Origin of the sequence: Agrobacterium larrymoorei (genome assembly GCF_013322225.1) — a bacterium.
GTDB classification, from domain to species: domain Bacteria; phylum Pseudomonadota; class Alphaproteobacteria; order Rhizobiales; family Rhizobiaceae; genus Agrobacterium; species Agrobacterium larrymoorei_A.
The window spans coordinates 24,215-43,761 of sequence record NZ_JAAMFB010000021.1 but is presented as its reverse complement, the minus strand read 5'-3'; the positions used below and the strand labels follow the sequence as shown (position 1 = coordinate 43,761).

15 protein-coding genes and 1 pseudogene are annotated in these 19,547 nt (G+C 54.3%); 6 read left to right on the top strand and 10 right to left on the bottom strand.

Features of this window, described 5'->3' with window-relative positions; translation table 11 throughout:
- The first annotated feature begins 430 nt into the window (after nucleotides 1-430).
- The 5 genes and pseudogenes from G6L28_RS13380 (at nucleotide 431) to G6L28_RS13360 (ending at nucleotide 7,647) form a co-directional block, all read left to right on the top strand.
- Nucleotides 431-1,273: a phage tail protein gene (locus tag G6L28_RS13380; protein WP_174064323.1), complete on the top strand. Its 843-nt coding sequence runs from the start codon at nucleotides 431-433 to the stop codon at nucleotides 1,271-1,273.
- A gap of 1,029 nt (nucleotides 1,274-2,302) precedes the next feature.
- Nucleotides 2,303-5,395 carry an Ig-like domain repeat protein gene (locus G6L28_RS13375; RefSeq protein WP_174064322.1) on the top strand — a complete coding sequence of 1,031 codons (3,093 nt, stop codon included), beginning with the start codon at nucleotides 2,303-2,305 and terminating at the stop codon, nucleotides 5,393-5,395.
- A gap of 488 nt (nucleotides 5,396-5,883) precedes the next feature.
- Nucleotides 5,884-6,897, top strand: coding sequence for an alpha/beta fold hydrolase (locus G6L28_RS13370; protein WP_174064321.1), 1,014 nt, complete (start codon nucleotides 5,884-5,886; stop codon nucleotides 6,895-6,897).
- A 24-nt stretch (nucleotides 6,898-6,921) separates the two neighbouring features.
- Nucleotides 6,922-7,083, top strand: a pseudogene (locus tag G6L28_RS13365) (ATP-binding protein); the annotation flags it as partial.
- A gap of 174 nt (nucleotides 7,084-7,257) precedes the next feature.
- On the top strand, nucleotides 7,258-7,647 hold the full coding sequence (locus G6L28_RS13360; protein ID WP_174064319.1) for a RidA family protein: 390 nt from the start codon (nucleotides 7,258-7,260) through the stop codon (nucleotides 7,645-7,647).
- A gap of 50 nt (nucleotides 7,648-7,697) precedes the next feature.
- On the opposite strand, the gene G6L28_RS13355 is transcribed toward G6L28_RS13360, so the two are convergent.
- The 6 genes from G6L28_RS13355 to G6L28_RS13330 form a co-directional block, all read right to left on the bottom strand.
- Nucleotides 7,698-8,288, bottom strand: a complete 591-nt coding sequence (locus G6L28_RS13355) for an NAD(P)H-dependent oxidoreductase (RefSeq protein ID WP_174064318.1) — start codon at nucleotides 8,286-8,288, stop codon at nucleotides 7,698-7,700.
- Nucleotides 8,288-9,694, bottom strand: a complete 1,407-nt coding sequence (locus G6L28_RS13350) for an FAD-binding oxidoreductase (RefSeq protein WP_174064317.1) — start codon at nucleotides 9,692-9,694, stop codon at nucleotides 8,288-8,290. The genes G6L28_RS13355 and G6L28_RS13350 overlap by 1 nt, the downstream gene beginning before the upstream one ends.
- Nucleotides 9,695-9,697: 3 nt before the next feature.
- A complete protein-coding gene (locus tag G6L28_RS13345; protein ID WP_234902566.1) occupies nucleotides 9,698-11,017 on the bottom strand; it encodes a cytosine deaminase in 1,320 nt (439 codons plus the stop codon).
- The gene (locus G6L28_RS13340) at nucleotides 11,014-11,808 is read right to left on the bottom strand and encodes an ABC transporter permease (protein ID WP_174064316.1); all 795 of its coding nucleotides are present in this window, start codon (nucleotides 11,806-11,808) and stop codon (nucleotides 11,014-11,016) included. The genes G6L28_RS13345 and G6L28_RS13340 overlap by 4 nt, the downstream gene beginning before the upstream one ends.
- Nucleotides 11,805-12,632, bottom strand: coding sequence for an ABC transporter ATP-binding protein (locus G6L28_RS13335; protein WP_174064315.1), 828 nt, complete (start codon nucleotides 12,630-12,632; stop codon nucleotides 11,805-11,807). The genes G6L28_RS13340 and G6L28_RS13335 overlap by 4 nt, the downstream gene beginning before the upstream one ends.
- 103 nt (nucleotides 12,633-12,735) lie before the next feature.
- On the bottom strand, nucleotides 12,736-13,713 hold the full coding sequence (locus G6L28_RS13330) for an ABC transporter substrate-binding protein (RefSeq protein WP_234902568.1): 978 nt from the start codon (nucleotides 13,711-13,713) through the stop codon (nucleotides 12,736-12,738).
- 220 nt (nucleotides 13,714-13,933) lie between these two features.
- Between G6L28_RS13330 and G6L28_RS13325 the strand changes: the two genes are divergently transcribed.
- Nucleotides 13,934-14,905, top strand: coding sequence for a LysR substrate-binding domain-containing protein (locus G6L28_RS13325; RefSeq protein WP_174064313.1), 972 nt, complete (start codon nucleotides 13,934-13,936; stop codon nucleotides 14,903-14,905).
- Here G6L28_RS13325 and G6L28_RS13320 read toward each other — a convergent pair.
- The 4 genes from G6L28_RS13320 to G6L28_RS13305 form a co-directional block, all read right to left on the bottom strand.
- Nucleotides 14,893-15,690 carry a creatininase family protein gene (locus G6L28_RS13320; RefSeq protein WP_174064312.1) on the bottom strand — a complete coding sequence of 266 codons (798 nt, stop codon included), beginning with the start codon at nucleotides 15,688-15,690 and terminating at the stop codon, nucleotides 14,893-14,895. The genes G6L28_RS13325 and G6L28_RS13320 overlap by 13 nt on opposite strands.
- Nucleotides 15,691-16,071: 381 nt before the next feature.
- On the bottom strand, nucleotides 16,072-16,332 hold the full coding sequence (locus G6L28_RS13315; RefSeq protein WP_174064311.1) for a hypothetical protein: 261 nt from the start codon (nucleotides 16,330-16,332) through the stop codon (nucleotides 16,072-16,074).
- 1 nt (nucleotide 16,333) lies between these two features.
- Nucleotides 16,334-16,696, bottom strand: coding sequence for a helix-turn-helix domain-containing protein (locus G6L28_RS13310; RefSeq protein ID WP_174064310.1), 363 nt, complete (start codon nucleotides 16,694-16,696; stop codon nucleotides 16,334-16,336).
- 312 nt (nucleotides 16,697-17,008) lie between these two features.
- The gene (locus G6L28_RS13305) at nucleotides 17,009-19,027 is read right to left on the bottom strand and encodes a hypothetical protein (RefSeq protein ID WP_174064309.1); all 2,019 of its coding nucleotides are present in this window, start codon (nucleotides 19,025-19,027) and stop codon (nucleotides 17,009-17,011) included.
- Nucleotides 19,028-19,547: the final 520 nt, after the last annotated feature.

Here is a 19,547-nt window from a genome sequence, read left to right as displayed (position 1 = left end):
AAGCCGGGCTATGGTTCCGGCGCGGTCGTCTCGTCATGGTATCTCCTGTTCTCAGCATTTAAGCTGAAGTCAGGCAGAAATTCCACTTATCCTAGCTGTGCAGATTTTCCGAGCCACCTCTGAGAATACAGATACCTAAGTCGCTCATACGCTTTGTCATTAATCTATCGATTGTGATCGACACAGATAGTTTAAGCGTACGAAGTAAGGGTTCGCGCAAAGCGGTTAAATATTTCTCACGCGTTTATGTGGCGTAAAACCGGCTGGTCGTCGCGAATTAGAATTATTGCTCTTTTGGTTGTATTATCAAAGCCTGAACAACAATGCTAAAGTTTCATTTACTTCTTTCAAGCAATCTCAGATTGCGCAATCTGCGGTATATATTTCTGTCGATTTGCGCACTCTTGGGTAGCGCGAAAGGATACAGCTCATGCAGGATTTAAATACGCTAAATCGACGTTTGGTAAGTGGAATATCGACGCTGGGATTGGTCGCCAGCCTTGCAACGGGAATGGGCACATTGGCGATCGTCACGGCCACACCTGCGGCGGCTTGCAATACAGAGCCGTATATTGCAAGCATTTGCACATTCGCCATGGACTGGTGCCCTATGGGGTATCTTCCAGCGGACGGCAGAGGTCTTACTATTCAGCAGAATCAGGCGTTGTTTGGACTTATCGGCTTTCGTTACGGCGGCGATAATACCGCGGTGTTCAATCTACCGGATTTGCGTGGGCGCGTAACTGTCGCCAAAGGCCAGGGTCCAGGGCTGACAAATGTCGCGATGGGTGAAAAATTTGGCCAGGAGTCAGTGCTGCTCAATGCGACACAGGTCCCGTTGCTGCAACACACGCATTCTGCAACATTTGTCGGTACCGGTGGCGGTACACAGCCTGTCAAGATTGATGCAACTCCGGGCTCACTGGGCGTCACATCGATACTAACTGCGAAACAAACGTTAGGTCAGAATAGCGCGGCCACTGGATCCTTTCTTGGGCAGGGGGCGAGTACGGGTTCCACTCAAGCGCCGATTTACGTTCCCTCGGCAACGACGGCAACGACGGTTGAACTGGGCGGGCTGGAAGTCAAGCTCACAGGTACGGCTGGCCACGGCGCTGTTAACTTCAATGTTCCCACAGGCATCACTGGCGGAAATGTCACCGTAAATCCAAACGCTTTGGTTATGGCAACAGCCACCACTCCGACCCAGCCGCCGAGTATGGGCATGACGGTGTGCATCGCAGTTCAGGGACTATACCCGAACAGACCGTAATCCCGACATAGACTGAACCATCAACGCGGCGAGGCGACATAACGTGCGCGCCTTGCCGAACACCTCTTTCATAAGGAAATAGCAAAAGCGGCTCGTATCTCGGCGAGACGATAGACTTTTGTTTGTGTCGAAAAAGTTGGCACATCGACCCACCCGGAGCGTGAGTTACTACGTAAATACGCCGCGAGACATGTTTGCCACAAAGCTGACAAATTCTAGCGAACACCATCAATGATTGTGCACGTAGTAATGGCAAGAATTTTTCAGTTGAAATACGCTTGGGTTGAATAAGATTCTTTGTCTGCATCCGTGGATCGCAGGCGAAGCGTCTTTCCAATCAGGTCTATCCGATCGCCCTTGTCGGTCGAGCACATAGGTATTTGCGCAGCATGTATATCTGCAATACTCCTCTTGCGTTAGTTGGTGCCGGGCGGCAACTTCATCGCTTATTATATCTATATATATATGCGTTAAATGCCCTATGCCGCCGTGAATTTTTTTATTGCACGAGGCTGGCGACGTTAATCTCGATTTTCTCTGTTTTAATATTCGGACGCAAAAGTGCCAGGGCAATCTCGGCTCTGAAGACATCGGATTCGTGAGAGTGCCTAAATCGCCCAAGCCGCAGTTCGGCTGTCGGGATCGGAAGTTGTGGACAATATTATGCGGGAAGGCGTGATAATGCGGCATGGCGTTATAGCGAACAGTGTTCGTCTCATACTTAGATTTTGCTTTTGTTTTATAACGCTGTCGGCATGGTATTTTATCGCCTCAACAACTGCGCTTGCGGCCTCTAACGCATGCCAGACTGTTAACGACAACTGGTCAGGCGGGCGGTCGCTGACTTCGACCTCGGCTACTTCGGGACTGAACACCTATTTTGATGAACTGAGCCCGTTCGAGGCCGGTGAAAAAATATCCTGGTCGGTCAGTGGCAGCTCGTATGCCGGAAGCGAAACGTTTGTAAATTATTACGTGGGGGATTATGAGACCTACGAGTACGCTGATGAATCGAAAACGACCGGCAGCTTGTCCGCCAGCGGAACCCATACCTTTGTTGCGGATGGCGGCACTGCCGCACTGGAAATCATTCTATACTACGTCACCGTTGACCCTGTACCCGCTCAGGTAACAATGACGGTTACCTGTACACCGGCCTCATCTTCCACCGCTCCTAGCATTACAGGGCTTTCACCGGCATCCGGCTCGATCGCCGGGAATACTTCGGTCATCATTTCCGGAACCGGTTTCGATGCGACGCCTGCTAACAATATAGTCAGGTTCGGTGCAGCAACCGGTACCGTGACTGGGGCGTCTGCGACGCAATTGACTGTGACGACACCCGCCGGAGCCGCAGGTCTGGTCGATGTTTTGGTAACCGTCAGCGGACAAACTGCAACGCTCGCCGACGCTTTTACTTACATACAGGCTGCTCCGACGATTGCCGTATCGGCTTCCGACAACACGCCAGCACTCGGCGCATCCGTCACCTTCACCGCGACACTGTCGGGCGGCGCTTCGCCCACCGGAACGGTGACGTTCAAAGACGGGACGACGACGCTTGGAACAGGCACCATCTCCGGCACGACCGCGACCTATTCGACGGCTGCGCTGACGGTCGGTCCGCATTCGATCACCGCGGAATATGGTGGTGATGCGAACAACGGAAGTGCGACATCCACGGCAACGACCGTCACGGTCGGGCAGGCCGCACCGACGATTGCCGTGTCGGCCTCCGACAATACGCCAGCGCTCGGCGCATCCGTCACCTTCACCGCGACCCTGACGGGTGGTGCTTCGCCCACCGGAACGGTGACGTTCAAAGACGGGACGACGACGCTTGGAAGAGGCACCATCTCCGGCACGACCGCAACCTATTCGACGGCAGCCCTGACGGTCGGCCCGCACTCGATCACCGCCGAATATGATGGTGATGCGAACAACGGAAGTGCGACATCCACGGCAACGACCGTCACGGTCGGGCAGGTTACGCCCTTCATCTCCGTCTCCGCATCAAACACCACACCAGCACTCGGCGCATCGGTGACCTTCACCGCGACCCTGTCGGGTGGTGCTTCGCCCACCGGAACGGTGACGTTCAAAGACGGGACGACGACGCTTGGAACAGGCACGATCTCCGGCACGACCGCGACCTATTCGACGGCAGCCCTGACGGTCGGCCCGCACTCGATCACTGCCGAATATGAAGGCGATAACAACAACGGAAGTGCGACATCCACGGCAACGACCGTCACGGTCGGGCAGGTTACGCCCTTCATCTCCGTCTCCGCATCAAACACCACACCAGCACTTGGCGCATCGGTGACCTTCACCGCGACCCTTTCGGGTGGTGCTTCGCCCAGCGGAACGGTGACGTTCAAAGACGGGACGACGACGCTTGGAACAGGCACGATCTCCGGCACGACCGCGACCTATTCGACGGCAGCCCTGACGGTTGGCCCGCACTCGATCACCGCGGAATATGATGGTGATTCGAACAACGGAAGTGCGACATCCACGGCAACGACCGTAACAGTGGTAGCCCAATCGCCTGTGTTCAATTTTAGTCCGGCCGATCGTAGTTTGAAGGAAGCCATGGCTGGTGAGGATTACAATCAGATTATCACTGCTAACGGTGGTGCCAGTCCGTTGGTCTATAGTCTCGGCACCGGAACACTGCCAAACGGCATAAGTCTTAACGCTGCAACTGGAGAGTTGAGCGGCACTGTGGATGTAAACGCCGATATCAGAAGCTACACCTTCACCATTCATGTCAGAGATAACAATGGAGCTGAAGGGGATGAAATTTACACGCTTTCGGTTCTGGAACGCTCCGTAACCGTGGTTGACAAACAAAGAAATGTACCAGCCGGTACTGCGCCCAATAATGTTGATCTGACTGAAGGCGCAACTGGTGGGCCGTTCGTGTCGGCTAACATAGTGACCGTCAGCCCGCCTAACGCCGGAACGGTCAGCATCGTAAACGGTGAATTCGCCCAATCGGGACCGATTGGTACTCTCGGCTGGTATCTGAAGTTTATCCCTAACCCGTCCTACTCTGGGCAAGTAAGTGTACAGTTCCGTCTAACGAGCGCACTCGGGGTATCGAATACGGCGGTCGTTGTTTACATGATCGGTGACCTTAACGAAGTTAAGATGGAGATCGACAGTCTTGTGCGGGGCTTCGTTCGATCGAGGCAGAACATGATTGCCTCGACCATCAAGGTTCCCGGCCTTCTGGAGCGTCGGCGGATGGCGACAGTCACAGACCCGATCACTGCGCGCATGCTGCCATCGGAGAACGGCATGACCATGAATTTCTCGACCAGCCTTGCGCAGATGCGATCGGGTAGCGCCGAAAGCATCACAGCAGCGGAGCTATCACCTTTTAACATATGGATCGATGGCACCTTCATGCTGCATAACCGCGATGAGAATGGCAGCAAATGGGGGAGCTTTGCCATGGTCTCTGCAGGTGCAGATTATCTCGTATCAGACAAAGCGCTTATTGGCTTTTCTTTTCACTATGACCGCATGACTGATCCGACAGATGGGGACGCGGATCTTACCGGTAACGGTTGGTTGGTCGGCCCAAGTGCATCCCTCGAGATCGGTAAGGGCGTTTTCTGGGATACCAACCTGCTTTACGGTGGATCTTCAAACGACATTGATACTGCATTCTGGGATGGATCATTCGACACAAAACGTTGGCTGTTGGATACTGCGATTAGCGGGCAATGGAACATAGATGATGTAACGGTACTGACACCACAGATGCGGGCGATCTACTTCTCCGAGTCAGTTCATGACTATGCGGTCGAAAACCAGAATGGCGACATGCTGGAGATGCGCGGTTTTACGACAGAGCAACTGCGGGTCAGTCTCGGAGCAGAGGTTGCCCGGCAGTTTACACTCGAAAATCAAACCCGTTTAACACCGAAGGTTGGCCTCACTGGCGGCTTTTCCGGTCTAGACGGGTCAGGTGCGTTCGCAAGAGTTTCCGCAGGGTTGTCAATGGAAACCGTCGAGGCGTGGAATCTTGATTTCGATTTTCTTTTCAACCTCGAGAATGAGGGGCAAAAAGCTGTCGGCGCGAGAGCAGGTTTGAGCAAAAAGTTTTGAGGTAATGGCGCGGCTACCAATCATCTCAAAAAGAGATGGCGAACGCTCATCTTCGCTTGGGGGCAAGGCTTTCAGGGCGCTACCAGATCATCAGGTGGTCTCCATGTTTCAGTACAAAGGTCTTCGTCATGATGGCATGCGAGAGTGTACCTGCAATGATAACTTTCGCAGCTGGCGCTTCTCTAATGGGCGGGGGTAACGTCAAGCTTGGCAAATAATACTCGCCGTTTACTGAAGTTTGTGTCCCGGAGTTTGCGAAACCCGCATTCCAGACCTGTGATACCGGAGAAACATCCGTTGCCTTGCCGCAACAGTTTCCAGAATTGATGAATGCTGCGTTTAAGGACACTTCTCCCCCATTCGATAACGTCTAGTTTCGCTTGAGTTTGAATCATGAGTATCATCGATTGCGTCTCCTAGTTTGTTTTTGTATTGCCGTGACCGCCCTTGTTTCCTGTGCTCGCCCCGGACCCGAGACGCTTGCAATCGTGGCACCTATCCAACAGGCAACAACTGTTGCGATACTTGTGGCCACCAACCGCGTTCCAGATGAAAGTCAGGATGGCGTGTTTACGGCTGGGAGAGGGGACCGCATTCGATACTCCGAAGTCACCGTTTCCATTCCGCCGAAGCATCGCCCGTCAAAAATCGAATGGCCAGCGTTAAAGCCAGATCCGCGCACCTCATTTGCAGTCGTCAATCGACGCGAGTTGACGTCTGAGGAGTTTTCCATCTTGGCAAGAGGCCCACGTCACTCGGCTGTGAATGGGCGCGCCGGGATTTTTGTGCATGGCTACAATTACAGCCATCAGGAAGCGCTGTTCAGACTGGCGCAGATGGCAGCCGACTCGAAGGTGGAAGAGAGGGCCATCCTCTTCGACTGGCCATCACAGGCAGAGGTAACGGGTTATGTGGCAGACAAGGACTCAGCTGCATTCTCGCGGGATGATTTCGCTCGGTTTCTCGAAGACCTATCGCACGCTGGAGTTCGCCCCACCATCATGGCTCACAGCATGGGTGCCTGGCTCGCTGTCGAGTCTATCAGACAACTGTCGTTGATGGGGAGGGCAGACGCGGTGCGAGCGGTGGATCAACTGGTCCTCGCCGCTCCCGATATCGACATTGATCTATTGCGTAAGCAGTTGTCTGTCACCGACCGCCTGTCTAAGCCCATCGTCATCCTTGCTTCAAAGGACGATGTTGCACTCGCGCTTTCAAAGCGGCTTGCAGGTTCGGCGGCCACTGCAGGCTCTCTCGATGTCGATGATCCAAGAACCAGAGAACTTGCAACGAATGCTAATCTCGAAATCATCGACATTTCGACAATTCCCTCGCTGAATGGCACGAACCACGATCGCTTTGCCGGCCTAGCAGCAGTCTATCCGCAACTTCGAGAGGGCTTTCGCAATCCGGTGGCCGGAACGGGCGCACTCGTACTCAACGGCGTTGGGGGAGCCATCTCTGCACCCTTCCGCCTCGGCGGGACCATTCTTGCGCAATGATATCCCCGAAGTGCAGGTCTTTGCGCGTTGCTCTTCCATCTGCTGAGTGAACTCTACGAGCGCACCATTGTCGTCATCACCACAGACTTCAGCTTTGGCGATTGGGCCAGCGTGTTCGGCGACGCCAAAGATGATGACCGCGCTGCTCGACCGCTCACTCATCATTGCCACATCCTCGACACCGGAACGACGCTTCCGCCCACGAACCAAAAAATACAAAGGAGATAAACAGCGACTTGACCAAATCACCAGACCCGAAACATATCTAAAAAGTGGGCCAAGTCTCGGTGGAACTACCGGGTCAGCTCTCAGTGAAAATCAACACCGATAGCCTTTCACCACCATCAAAAGAGATGCAACATGAAGCGTGTTTTCAATCCGCCCTCCGTGCGCCAACCCTTCGGCGCATATAACCATGGATTGCTGGTGGAGCCGGGCGCGAGTTTGCTCGTAACATCCGGTCAATTGGGGATTAATCCAGATGACACGATTCCGCCTGACGTTTCCGCACAGGCTGAGCTATGCTTCAAGGCGATTGGGGATATTCTGGAAGAGGCGGGCATGACCTATGCGGACGTCATCCGCATCTCCGGCTTCGTGACCAGGCGCGAAGACTTCCCGGCCTATATGGCCGTTCGTGATCGATTTACGCTCGATCCCAAGCCGGTTTCAACCTTGCTTGTTGTCGGTGGGTTCACCCGTGCGGAATTCCTGGTGGAAATTGAGATCATCGCCGCCAAGGTTTTCTAGGGCTTGAATGAATGCTCAAGGATTTTAATCCTATATTCGTAGTTGTTTCTCTATAAGCGTTGCATTTCTGCACGAGCTTCCTCCAAAAATCGGGCGCGCGTCTGAACCGTGCAGTTGTTCATGTCGTAATGCGCGAGATAGGTGACGCCTCTTTCGGGTCTGGCGACCGCGCGCAGCACACGGGTTGCAATCTTACGCGGCGGGTCGCCAGCAAGGAATGCACGCAAGCGATTTCCGCCATAGGTCGTCAGAACGATGATTTTCTTGATGTTGGTGAGCTTGCGCGTAAGTTTCCCCCGGTCGCCGTCATCCATGTCGAAGGTGACGCCCGGAAGCCAGACGCGGTCGAAATAGCCTTTCAGGATTGCGGGCCACCCGAAATTCCAGACGGGAGTTACGATCACCAGCGCATCGGCTGCGCGCAACCGCTCCACATAGTCCCGTACCGGTTCGATGTTGGCTGGTACCGTGTGGTAGCCGAGGCGTTCTTCTCGCGTTAGGACAGGGTTGAAGTTTTCCGCGTAGAGATCGCAGTCATCCACCTCGTGTCCAGCCCTGCGAAGCGTTTCAACGGCCTCTGTATGAAGGGCCGAGCCGAAACTCGATTCAACCGGATGGGCGTGAAGGACAAGGATTTTCATCAGCCACCCGCTGCCGCCAGACCGGGGAAAAGATAGTTCTCGCCGCTTTTGAAATCGAAGTCGGGATTTTCCCAGGCGATCATCTTGCCAGGGTTGAGCAGTCCCTGAGGATCGGTCTCTTTTTTGAAGGCGAGCTGGACGGTATCCGTCTGCTTCATGCCGCCTTCCTCCAGAGTGTATCGATGGGGATTGAAAATCGGGCATCCATTGTCCTGATGGATTTTTATGATCTCCTCCAACCGTTCCTCCGTCGTGAAACGCACCAGGGGTAGGCCCGAGCACTGAATATGGCCATCGAATTTAAGAAACTCGAGGTGACCCGGAACCTCGTCACCGAAAATCTTCGTCATCTTCTGGACTTTTGCGACATGATCGGGCCCGGGATATTGAACTTGAAGATAGGTGAAGCTCGGATCGACCTTCAGCGCGCGGAGCGTCGTGTGGTTCCAGGCAAGTTCATAGGCATGCGGTATGCGCTTCATGCTTTCGACCTTGTCGGAGCGAAACAGTATCTCTCCTTTTTGCCGTTCGGTGAAAGCGGTAAAGGCATCCATGGAATGGGGTGCCACCATGAAAACGCAGATCGACTGGTCTCGATGGCGAATGAATGGTTTGTGGCGTGGGAAATAATCATACGGGATCGGTGCGGCAATCGGAGCAATTTCCTTCACCAGAATACCGTTCTTGTGAGCGATGGCATCGCCTAGGCGAACCGCGTCCATGTAGTCGTCATAACCCACAAGAACGTCCACCCAATCATAGGCGGGTGCCAGTGGCATCTCGACCTCAACGATGATGCCGTTGGTGCCATAGGCGTGGGTCACTTTTTGCAAGTCCCATGCCGTCAGGTCGAGCAGCCGTGGTTCGGCTTCCATCGTCACGACCTTCAGGCGCAGGATATTACCCAGATCACGCAATCCGCCCCAGCGGACGGAGCCGACGCCGCCGGAGCCGCCCGCAATGAAACCGCCGATGGTCGCTGACTGGGCGGTCGAGGGATGAAAGCGCAGTTCCTGGTTGGAATGCGCCTTCGTCTGACGGTCGAGTTCTGCGATGACAATTCCGGGCTCGGCGATCACACGGCCGGGATGGATTTCCTTGACCTTGTTCATGTTGATGAGGTTCAGGACAATCCCGCCCGAGAGGGGCATGGCTTGGCCGTAGTTGCCGGTACCGGCGCCGCGCGGTGTCACGGGCACACCATGGGCATAGGCCACCTTGAGCGTCTGGATGACCTCTTCAACGGACGTCGGCGAGACGACGAGATCGGCTGTGACATTGTCCAGCTGCCGTTTCAGGACGGGGGAATACCAATAAAAATCGCGGCTTTTCTGGCGTACAAGAGCAGGATTGTCTTCTGTTGCAATGCCTTCAAGCTCTTTTTTGATCTGCACATAATCGGCCATACGTCACTCTTTCATCAAAATGGGATCAAGCTCTCGGTAGTCCGGCAGGCGACGATCGATGGCCTTGCCATTGCGCATCACGATGCGGTCTGCCTGCGGACGGGACAGGAATTCGCTCCACCGGCGTGCCGTAAACAATACCAGATCGGCTGGAAGACCCGGGCCAATGCGGCCAATATCGCGGCGGCCGAGAATATTGGCAGGCGTCGTTGTCACAATGCGCGCGACGTCGTCAATCGGGTGGTCCAGATGGAGAATGCGGACTGCCTCCCGCAGCACCTCGACGGCATCGAGGTCGCCATAGGCGTAGAATGGATCGCGAGTGTTATCGGAGGCGACAGCTGTGGAGACGCCAGCGGCTGTGAGTTCCTTGAAGAGTGTCGTTCCGCGCCAGCGCGGCGTGCGGCCGACATGGCGAGCCTGCAGATACATATTGCACATCGGCAATGACACGACGGAGATGTCGGCCTCCGCGACCTTGCCGACGACCCGTTTTATTGTGTGCTCGTCCTGAAGTGCAAGCGAACAGCAGTGGCCGACAGTCACTGAACCCTGGAATCCAGAGCGCCGTCTGGCATCGGCGATAGCCTCTAGCGTCAGCACTTCCCGGTCTTCGGTCTCATCGACGTGAAGGTCGATATCGAGGCCATTGTCGGCAGCGCTGCGAAACAGCGTATCGAGGATCTTGTCGAAATCCGGCAGGATGCGGGTCGCGCCGCCCAGCAGTCCACCGTGTTTTCGGGTGGTGGCGACTATGGCGTCGAAAACCGGTTTGTCGAGCACACTTTCAAGCGGTAGAAGAGCAACTGCCTGCAATACAACGCGGTCCTTCCACTCCTGCTGAATTTCGGCAAACAGGGGAAAGGAGATATCCGTCTGTGGTGGAATGCTGTCCAGATGCGTGCGAATGAGCTTCGTGCCATGCGCAAAGGCTGCTTTCAGTGAAAACTCCATGCGGACGCGGATGTCGTCCGATGACCAGTGCGCGACGCGGTCGGCCCGCACATTGTCCAGGGCGCCCATGAAGGTGCCGTCCGGGTTCGGTCGCCGATCCCAGACGTGGCCCTTGTCCAGGTGGGTGTGCATGTCGACAAAACACGGGAAAATCATGCCGTTACGCAAGTCTGTTCGTGGCAGATCTGAAGGCGCGGTCCCCGCGTGCAAGACCGCCTCGATCTTGCCGCCCGCGATCACGATATCCGCAGAAACAAGGCCATCCTTTGCTTGCGCTTCAAATCCTTCGACGGCTACCAAGGGCAATGTGGCGTTCGTCAGCGCAAAACGTTCCCCTTGCGGCAGTGCCGTAAATCCATTCGTCGTCAATTTTCTCTCCTGATGCTACTCTCGTGCCACCGGTGCAGGAAGAGCCACGAAATGAAGGAGGTTATGCAGAAGATCACCACACCCAACAGCGACAACAGCACCAATGCTGCGAAAAGCCGCGGAATGTTCAGCCGGTATTGTGATTCCAGGAGCCGGAAGGCGAGGCCGGACCCGGCCCCGGCAGAGCCCGCCGCGAACTCCGCGACGACGGCTGCGATAAGTGCAAGCCCGCCACCAATCCTCAGGCCCGTCATGAAATAGGGCAGCGCTGACGGCAGCTTGAGATAAATCAGCGTTTGCCAACGGGACGCGCCATAGAGGTCGAAAAGGTTGAGCAGATTGTGGTCAACACTTTTCAGGCCCTGCGCCATGTTCGACAGGATCGGGAAAAATGCCACGAGGAAGGCACAGATCAGCAAGGAAATCTGGGTTGTCGGTGTGTAAATGAGGATGAGTGGTGCAATCGCAACGATAGGGGTCACCTGAAGAATGACCGTGATTGGATAGAGGGCAATCTCCAGCCATCTGGATTGCACGAGAATGATGGCGATACCGACACCGCCGATCAACGCCAGTGTCAGCGCCTGAAGCGTGATCTTGCTCGTCACCAGCAATGCGGGCGACAGCGTGCCCCAGTCATTGTAGAGCGACTTTCCGACCGCGGCCGGACCGGGCAGGATATATTGCGGGATCGCGTATGCGCTGATGATGGCCTGCCACACCAGGATCATGCAGATCACCACGACGATCGGTATTGTTATACGTAGAGCCATGTCGCGATTGAATGTCATGGATGCTCTCCACCATCCATCGCTTCGATCAGCATGCTCGATACCTTTTCGCAGGCCTGACGATATTCCTCCGACGTGCGATAATATGCGTCCCGCTCCAGACTGGTGACGAGAGGGAAATCCGCGTGCACTCGACCCGGCCTTGGGCGCATGATCACAATACGATTGGACAGGTACGCGCTTTCGAAAACCGAATGCGTGACGAACACGACGGCGATGCCGGTCTGCTTCCACAGTTTCAGCACGTCGTCGTTCAGTTTTTGCCGCGTGATCTCGTCCAGCGCCGCGAATGGCTCGTCCATCAACAGCAGTTTCGGCTTGGTGACGAGTGCGCGTGCGATTGAAACACGCATCTTCATTCCACCGGACAGTTCGCGTGGGTAAGCACCGGCAAAATCGTGCAGTCCAACCGTCTCAAGCGCTTTGGCGACGTCATCTCTGGCAGCGTTCTTGGAAATGCCCTTCAGCTTTAACGGCAGATGGACATTGCCGAATACCGTCTGCCAGGGCATCAGCGTCGGTTCCTGAAAAACGAAGGAGATGTCGCCATCCGGCTGGCCTTTGGAATTGATGCGCGAACTCGGCCAGTCGATTATGCCGGATGTCGCGTCCCCAAGCCCGGCAATGATTCTAAGCGCCGTCGATTTTCCACATCCAGACGGGCCGAGCAGGCTTACGAATTCGCCATTCTCAATACTCAACGAAACATCAGATAGGGCCAGCGTCCCGTTTGAAAACTGTTTTGAAACGCTGCTCATGCTGACCAGTGGTCGCTTTCTGGCTTCTCTGGTCTGTGGCAATGTCGAAACGGGCGATAGGTTCATTGTATGGCCTTGGCAAACGTCGTGACGTGGGGACTGTCTGTCCGTTGTAACGGAATGTCACGCCTCACCCGCCAGAGCGCGGCGTATGATCCTATCCTCGGTCTTATTTTTTGAGGGCCATGCCCACGCCCTTGCACACAAACTTCGTCGTGTAAGCCTGCTTGTAATCCAGGTCGGCGGGCTCGACCCCAATCGCAACCATATCGTCGAAGAACTTCTTGTACCGCTCGTCGGACATGCAGCCGATGCCCTTTGTTGCTGCTTCGCTCGATTCAAGAATGCCGTATTCTTTCATTTTCGCGATGGAGTAGGCGATCTGACCATCCGTCATTTCCGGATTGTCCTTCTTGATGAGTTCGTTCGCGGCTTTGTTGTCACCATAGAGATACGAGTACCACCCCTCCAGCGTCGCATCGACAAAGCGCTGGACCACATCAGGCTTTTCATCCACGGTCTTTTGCATGGCGGTGATCATCGTTGAGTACGGTGCATATCCCGCATCGGCCAGCAGGAAGACCTTCGGCTTCCAGCCGGTTTGTTTCTCGATTTCATAGGGCTCCGAGGTCAGATAGCCCTGCTGTGCGGACTGCTTGTCGGCGATGAAGGGCGCTGGGTTGAACGTATAGGGCTTGTATTGTTCTTCCTTGAAACCGGGATAGTTCTTCTTCATCCATTCGAAGTAGGTCGCGAAGCCTTCTTTGCTCATGAATATGGTTGTCAGCTTGTTCATGTCGCCGAACGTCTCGATGCCAGCGTCAGGATGGGTCATCAGCATCTGTGGATCTTTCTGGAACAGGGATGCAACGCCCACCACTGGGATGCCCTCCTTGCGCGCATCCATATCGCCCAACTGACCGCTCATGTAGAAATCGACTTTTCCGGCAAACAAAAGAGAACGGTTGGCCGCATTTGGACCGCCCTGGACGATTGTCACTTTCAGACCGTGGCGCTCATATGTGCCATCGGCTACGGCCTGATAAAAACCGCCATGTTCAGCCTGCGCCAGCCAGTTGGTTCCGTAGCTGACCTCATCAAGTGCGAACGTGGGCTGCGCTGATAGCGTGGCAACGCATAGGCTCATTACAGTCAGGCAGCTCTTCGTCCCTGAAAATCTGAACATTTCGTTCTGTTCCCCTTGTTGCCGTCATCGTTGGCGTGACGGCTCTCGCGCATTTGAGCGGTTGCAATGATCTTTGAAAAGCATCAAAATTCGTGCGCATTGATGCCTTTCCGGCATCGCCTATGAATTGAACTGCTGAAAATGGCAGCGCGCCTTAAAATTAAGCAAAGGATCAGTGTACGTGCTCCACTCCAGAAAGCTTCGTTACATCGACGAAATCGCCAGGTGCGGCTCGATCCGAAAGGCCGCTGCCAGATTGAACGTCGCGTCATCCGCCATAAACCGGCAAATCTTGGCTTTGGAGGACGAGTTGGGTACGCCTATTTTTGAGCGAATGCCACGTGGATTGAGGCTGACGGCGGCGGGAGAATTATGCATCGAGCATATCCGCGACGTGCTCAAGACCTATGAGCGGATGGAGACCCGTATCAGGGGACTGGAGGCACCGCAGGCTGGCAAGGTTTCAATGGTTGCAACCGTGGGGCTTGCTACGGGTCCGCTGCCGCAGATCATCGCAAATTTTATCTCGCAGCGTCCCAGGATACATATCCATCTGCGCAATGACGGTCCTTCGACAACGATCTCTCCAGTCTTGGCGGGCGAGGTGGATATCGGCCTCGGCTTCAATATTCCCGCCACGCCCGGTATTCGCACCCTTGCCAATTTCGACATTCCAATCGGCGTCGTTCTGCCGACCGGGCACCGTCTGGCGGGAGAGGAGGCCATTGACCTCGCAGACGTCGCACAGGAACCTTTGGTGCTTGCGCAGTCGGGAACTAGCCTTCGCAATGTGATCAATTTGGCGTTCGCGCCGCTTTCCGTCGCTGTTCAGCCCGTCGTTGAAAGCAATGCGTCCGATATGCTCAAGCAGCTTGTCAAGCTCGGCACAGGATTGACGCTGCTGAACCCCCTCGACGTGCTGACGGAATGCCAGCGAGGGGAACTGGTCTTTCGTCCTTTAGCTGGCCCACATTCTCGGCATCAGCCCATGAAGCTTTTCGCTCGCTCGCGTTCTTCGCTGGATACCGCGACGAGTCTTTTCGTTGAGTTTCTGTTGTCGCAGCTGGCAGAGATTGTGGCTGATCTGGAAGTTAAGGGCCACGTACCACCGCAACGCCAATCGGACAAAGGCGAGGGGAGTCACTCTACATAGAGATTGTCCAGCGAATAGTTTGTCAAGTCGCGCAACAGTTCGATGAAGCCAGCGACCTGATGACGGCAGATGGCTTCTCCCTTGATTGCAGTGGCAGCGGCTGCATTTCCGACAACGCCGTGCGGATTGAGATCATGGGCGATCCATGCCAATGAATGGGGCGGCAATGGTTGTAGATATTTTGACTGTTCTTTCATCCATTCGGCCTTGGATCTGAAGTTCTGCGCAAACTCCATACGTACAAGGTCAGGGCGGAAATGAAGCATCAGAGATGTCTCGACATCACCGCCGTGGATCCCGAATTTCTGTTCGTGCTCAGAGATCATACCATCAGGATTTCCGAAGCGACCCCACTGCGTGCCGACAACCGCCATGCAATGCTTGACGCGCAGTTCACGCGCAACGATGCTCATGATATCGACATTGCCGCCATGGGAGTTGACGATCACCATCTTGCGGATACCGACCTCGGCCACCTTCGCGCCTATCGCCGTCCACGCCGGAATTAGGATTTCAGGGCCAAGAGACAGTGTGCCTGGACCATGAACATGCTCGTTGGCCTTGCCAATTTCCTGCGTCGGCAAAATTAGAAAATCGATATCATCCGGTCGCTGGACCTTTAGTTGCGCCAGCATCCCATTGGCGATTGCAACATCTGTTGCCACAGGCAGATGAGGACCATGCTGCTCGGTTGAGGCGACCGGTAATACCGCGATTGTCCGGTCCTTGTGCAGGTCTGCAAAGTCCAGCGTATTAAGCTCATTCCAGTAAAAAGGCTTTGCCATTCTCGTTCCTGCTTTCGTCATTTTTGACACAGGCGTACGAGATAAACGGGGGACTCGAAAAGCACTAATTTCAGTCTGCTCCGATGCCTTTTTGTGTGCACAGGGCTATGACTCTCGAAATTAAATTGCGTTGCTTTCGACCAGTGGGAAAACCTCGTTTTGCGTTTTTAGTCTTGGCACCTCGCTCTTATAGCAAGGCGTCGACGCGGCTGCACAAAGTGCTGCCACGCACTCTCGAGCAGATTCGTCAAAATGAGCTGTCTTACGCTTGGAGTTTAACAGGTCCGACCAAGTCGATATCTTTCGACAAGAATGCTTCACCCGTCCGCTTCGCCTCAGCGTCGCATCGAGGAGATGGGCATCAATTGATAGGGCTGTATACTAATGTAGAGCTTCTTCTTCGCTACCAAGAAAGCTTCTTATGCCGTCCTTTTCACAGGTGGCCAGAAACTCTTCCCAAGCGTCTTTGTCGGTAGCAAAGGGTTCGTCCCAGGTAGTGACATCGTCTTGATCGCTTATCACTTCCAGTTGCCAGTCGTTGTTTGTACCGGCGGGCCGGAATATATCGACCAGCACGGTGATACCATCGTCTTCGAATTCACCTGAAAATTCCGAGTGCTCTAGTTTTTGTTTCTTGGACATCTTAGCCACCTGCTCCGGTCGATGCATCAGGCGCTGTGTATTCGGGGTACTGGACAGTTTCCGGGCCTGGAACTTCCGGTTTCGGAGATAGAGCAAAGCGAACGCCCGGGCCGCCTGCTGCCGATGCCTGATTGTCGTCTATGAATTTGAGGCCAGCCCGTTCGAAACACCGTTGCAGCTCCTCGACGGTAGTACCTTGCGCGGATGATCGACCACTCTCAAAATCGCTGATTATAGCACTATCGATCTTCGACTGATCGGCGAGGTCTTGTTTTGACCAGTTTAATAGCGCTCTGGCTGCGCGGCATTGAGAAGATGTCAGCATACGCAACGATACCTCGAAATCACGAACATAACCAGCCATAGCGAAGCCCGGTGCGCTTTTTAACGGCATCCTCGCGTGGCTAAACATGCACTATTGTAAAGTTGCTGTTTAGGAACAGATATCGGTGGGTCGGCGACCTGGATAGCATGAGGTGAAGCCTTTTAGGCAGCTTCACGACAACCGCCGACAAAAGGGAAGCGCGCGATTCCTTCAAAACAGAAAATGCGCTTGCTCGGAATGGATGGTGCGATTCCCATCCGAAACTGCCGCGGTTCTCCACGGCAGCCATATCTGGGTTATGCTACGCTTAGACGATGAGTTTTTTATCGACGCTACGAAACGTCAAATCTCTTATTCTGCAACGGCCTGAATATCGACTTTGTCTAAGAGAAGCATCGGGTCTTGCGAGGCGGCGACCAGATCGAACACTCCAAGACCGTTCTGTCCCGTGGATTTAACGCTCACTGTCAATACGCCTGGCGTGTTGATAAAGCTGCCAACTGCATTGACTGCTTCCTGCAGTTTTGGCTGCGCGGCGGCAACTTGTTGCAGCACCATACTTGCCGCAAACGTTAAAGTCCCCCGGACCTGATCCTCCGTCATATTGTTTTCAGCCGCATAAATCCGAATGGCTTTGTCCATCAAACCCTCATCGGTGATCGTCAGTTTGACTTCGCGGCCAGCGAGACCGAAGAGCGCGGCTTGCGCCCGGTTTACATCGAAAGCGAAAAACTCCTCTGTGAAACCGCTGATCAAACCGGTGAGATTGACGCTACCAAAACCCTTGCTGCTCAGGGAAATTTCCCGGATATTCAGATTGTCATTCGCTTGATCCCAACCCGCCGACATGGCGTAAGAAAGTGTAATGTTTTCAAGCCCGAGTTTCCGGGCTTCAACGAACATTTCTTCGGATGAAGTTTCAGGGACAGGCAAGGACAAGTCGTCCTGTCTAATTTCGATATCGGTCGGAATGCCGTTGAAGGGCTTTGTCAGGCCCATTTCGAAATTTCGCAGAGTGAATTTTACCCGTTCTGCAACGCCATCTGTCTCTGTGTCCGGGTTTTCCGGCGGTGCGACATCCACGTTGATGCCGCCGACGCGCAGTCGTCCCAGTTCAGGGATCATCTTGTTAAACGGAAACGTTGCGATCTGCGCTTCATCAAGGGCTACGAGTTCAGAAAGAGTATCCATCGTGGCGCCCCAGTCGAAGCCGTCAAGACTTGCCTCGGCGACATCTATCCTGTCATCCCCGTTTGCAATCGAGATCCCATAGACGCCAAAGTCGACTTTGCGCCTATCCATCTGCATTTCCATACGCTCGATGTTAGCCGTAATCCTTTTTGCGCCGGAACTATCGGTTCCGTCCGGCGCGTCTGCTTTGAACCCGAGCAACTGCATATTGCTCTTTCCGATCATGTCGAAAATCGCAAGCGTTTGCGTAATGAGAGCCTGGCTGTCCTTCGGTGAAAGCTGATCTGTATTCTTCACCGCGCTCAGTGCATTCAACGTTTCAAGTAGCGGCACCGCTGGCATTCGAACGCTAAAGCCATCGCTGCGTATTTCATCAAAACTGAACTTGCCGTTGCCGTCAGAAAAGGAGATTTTGCTCACGGAAAGGGGGCCGTAGAGCGGCCTGGGTTCCGTGTCCTCGGGTCCCGCCTTGTCCGTGTAGAGCCTGACAAGAAGGGCTGCATCGAAGTCTTTCCCCGCTATCGCGCCAGTTGAGACAACCATCGTCCTTTCTTTGATCGAACCTGTGCTGTCTGGCAGGTTGATCTGAATATCCTGGTTCGCGCCGTCTGCAGAATAGTTTGCGATCTGTCCGCCAGCCACATTCGCCAGCGCTACGTTTTTGTAAACGATCTTCTGACTGGTCTGCGCAATGGAATGAACGATCGTCATCTCAGGTGTGAAGATACGCTCGGCAGCAAAATTTTTAATAGAGCTGGATAGCTGGGATTGCTGGCCATCCGCTACTGGGGCGGGCTTTGCCAGATCATGAAAAGCGGCGTTCTCGATGCGCAACTGAGGAATTGAGATATCACCTGTCGGCATGTCGATATCGACACCGCTCATCTCCAGTGTGCCATCGAGAAATGCTAGCTTCGGGCGTCCATCGATGGTCGCAACCCGTATCTGCTTCCCGCCGTCAACCGGCACGGTCAGATCACGAATGTGAACGTTCCCCAGAAAATCGACGCCAATAGAACCCGCGGCCGCAACGCTGCGCGCAAAAACCTCATTGATCTTCTTCTCGTAGAAAACTTTAGCGCCGTATGCGCCAACCGCGGCAACGACAATCACCCCCGCAACCGTCGCCAGCAGCGCGTTACGTCGGCTCTTTCCAGAATTTGAATTTGGCGTTTCCACGAAGTCGATCCTCTCTCAAACCGCACTGACATTTTTTCTCCTTTTAGGCACGCGAAAGTTGTTCGACAAGTGGAAATCGATGCGATTGAGGACGCTTACTGATGTTGCCCAAAAGACCTAAATATCGGCGACCTACCTTCACATATTTGTCGGGAGGTATGTGCACCGTATCAAGCCGATGATGATCATCGACCGGGGCGAGGGTGGCCTGCTAGACCCGTTGATAGTGCGGCTGATGCTCACTCTTAGGGAAATTCGAAGGAAAAGTGGTTTGTATTCGGCTGGACCACTCGGCCAACAACTGACGGCAGCCATCGAATTACCTTTAAAGATATGGCTGGCTAGTGACGTTTGCCAGAAAATTGGAAGCGTTCGAGGCTTAAGATCGCTTGCCGTGTACCGTCAGCTTCGATCGTGAACGACGGAGATTTTTGCTAGCCAGAATGCTCACTTGAATACAAAGAGAGTGAAAATAAGAGGTTGATCGCCAAGCCGCTATATTGCATTCAGGCTACTTAAA

Bases quoted from the DNA above. Each gene is read 5' to 3' on its own strand.
- G6L28_RS13380 (WP_174064323.1), top strand. From the start codon at position 431: ATGCAGGATTTAAATACGCTAAATCGACGTTTGGTAAGTGGAATATCG.
- G6L28_RS13360 (WP_174064319.1), top strand. From the start codon at position 7,258: ATGAAGCGTGTTTTCAATCCGCCCTCCGTGCGCCAACCCTTCGGCGCA.
- G6L28_RS13355 (WP_174064318.1), bottom strand. From the start codon at position 8,288: ATGAAAATCCTTGTCCTTCACGCCCATCCGGTTGAATCGAGTTTCGGC.
- G6L28_RS13350 (WP_174064317.1), bottom strand. From the start codon at position 9,694: ATGGCCGATTATGTGCAGATCAAAAAAGAGCTTGAAGGCATTGCAACA.
- G6L28_RS13340 (WP_174064316.1), bottom strand. From the start codon at position 11,808: ATGACATTCAATCGCGACATGGCTCTACGTATAACAATACCGATCGTC.
- G6L28_RS13335 (WP_174064315.1), bottom strand. From the start codon at position 12,632: ATGAACCTATCGCCCGTTTCGACATTGCCACAGACCAGAGAAGCCAGA.
- G6L28_RS13330 (WP_234902568.1), bottom strand. From the start codon at position 13,713: ATGAGCCTATGCGTTGCCACGCTATCAGCGCAGCCCACGTTCGCACTT.
- G6L28_RS13320 (WP_174064312.1), bottom strand. From the start codon at position 15,690: ATGGCAAAGCCTTTTTACTGGAATGAGCTTAATACGCTGGACTTTGCA.
- G6L28_RS13315 (WP_174064311.1), bottom strand. From the start codon at position 16,332: ATGTCCAAGAAACAAAAACTAGAGCACTCGGAATTTTCAGGTGAATTC.
- G6L28_RS13310 (WP_174064310.1), bottom strand. From the start codon at position 16,696: ATGGCTGGTTATGTTCGTGATTTCGAGGTATCGTTGCGTATGCTGACA.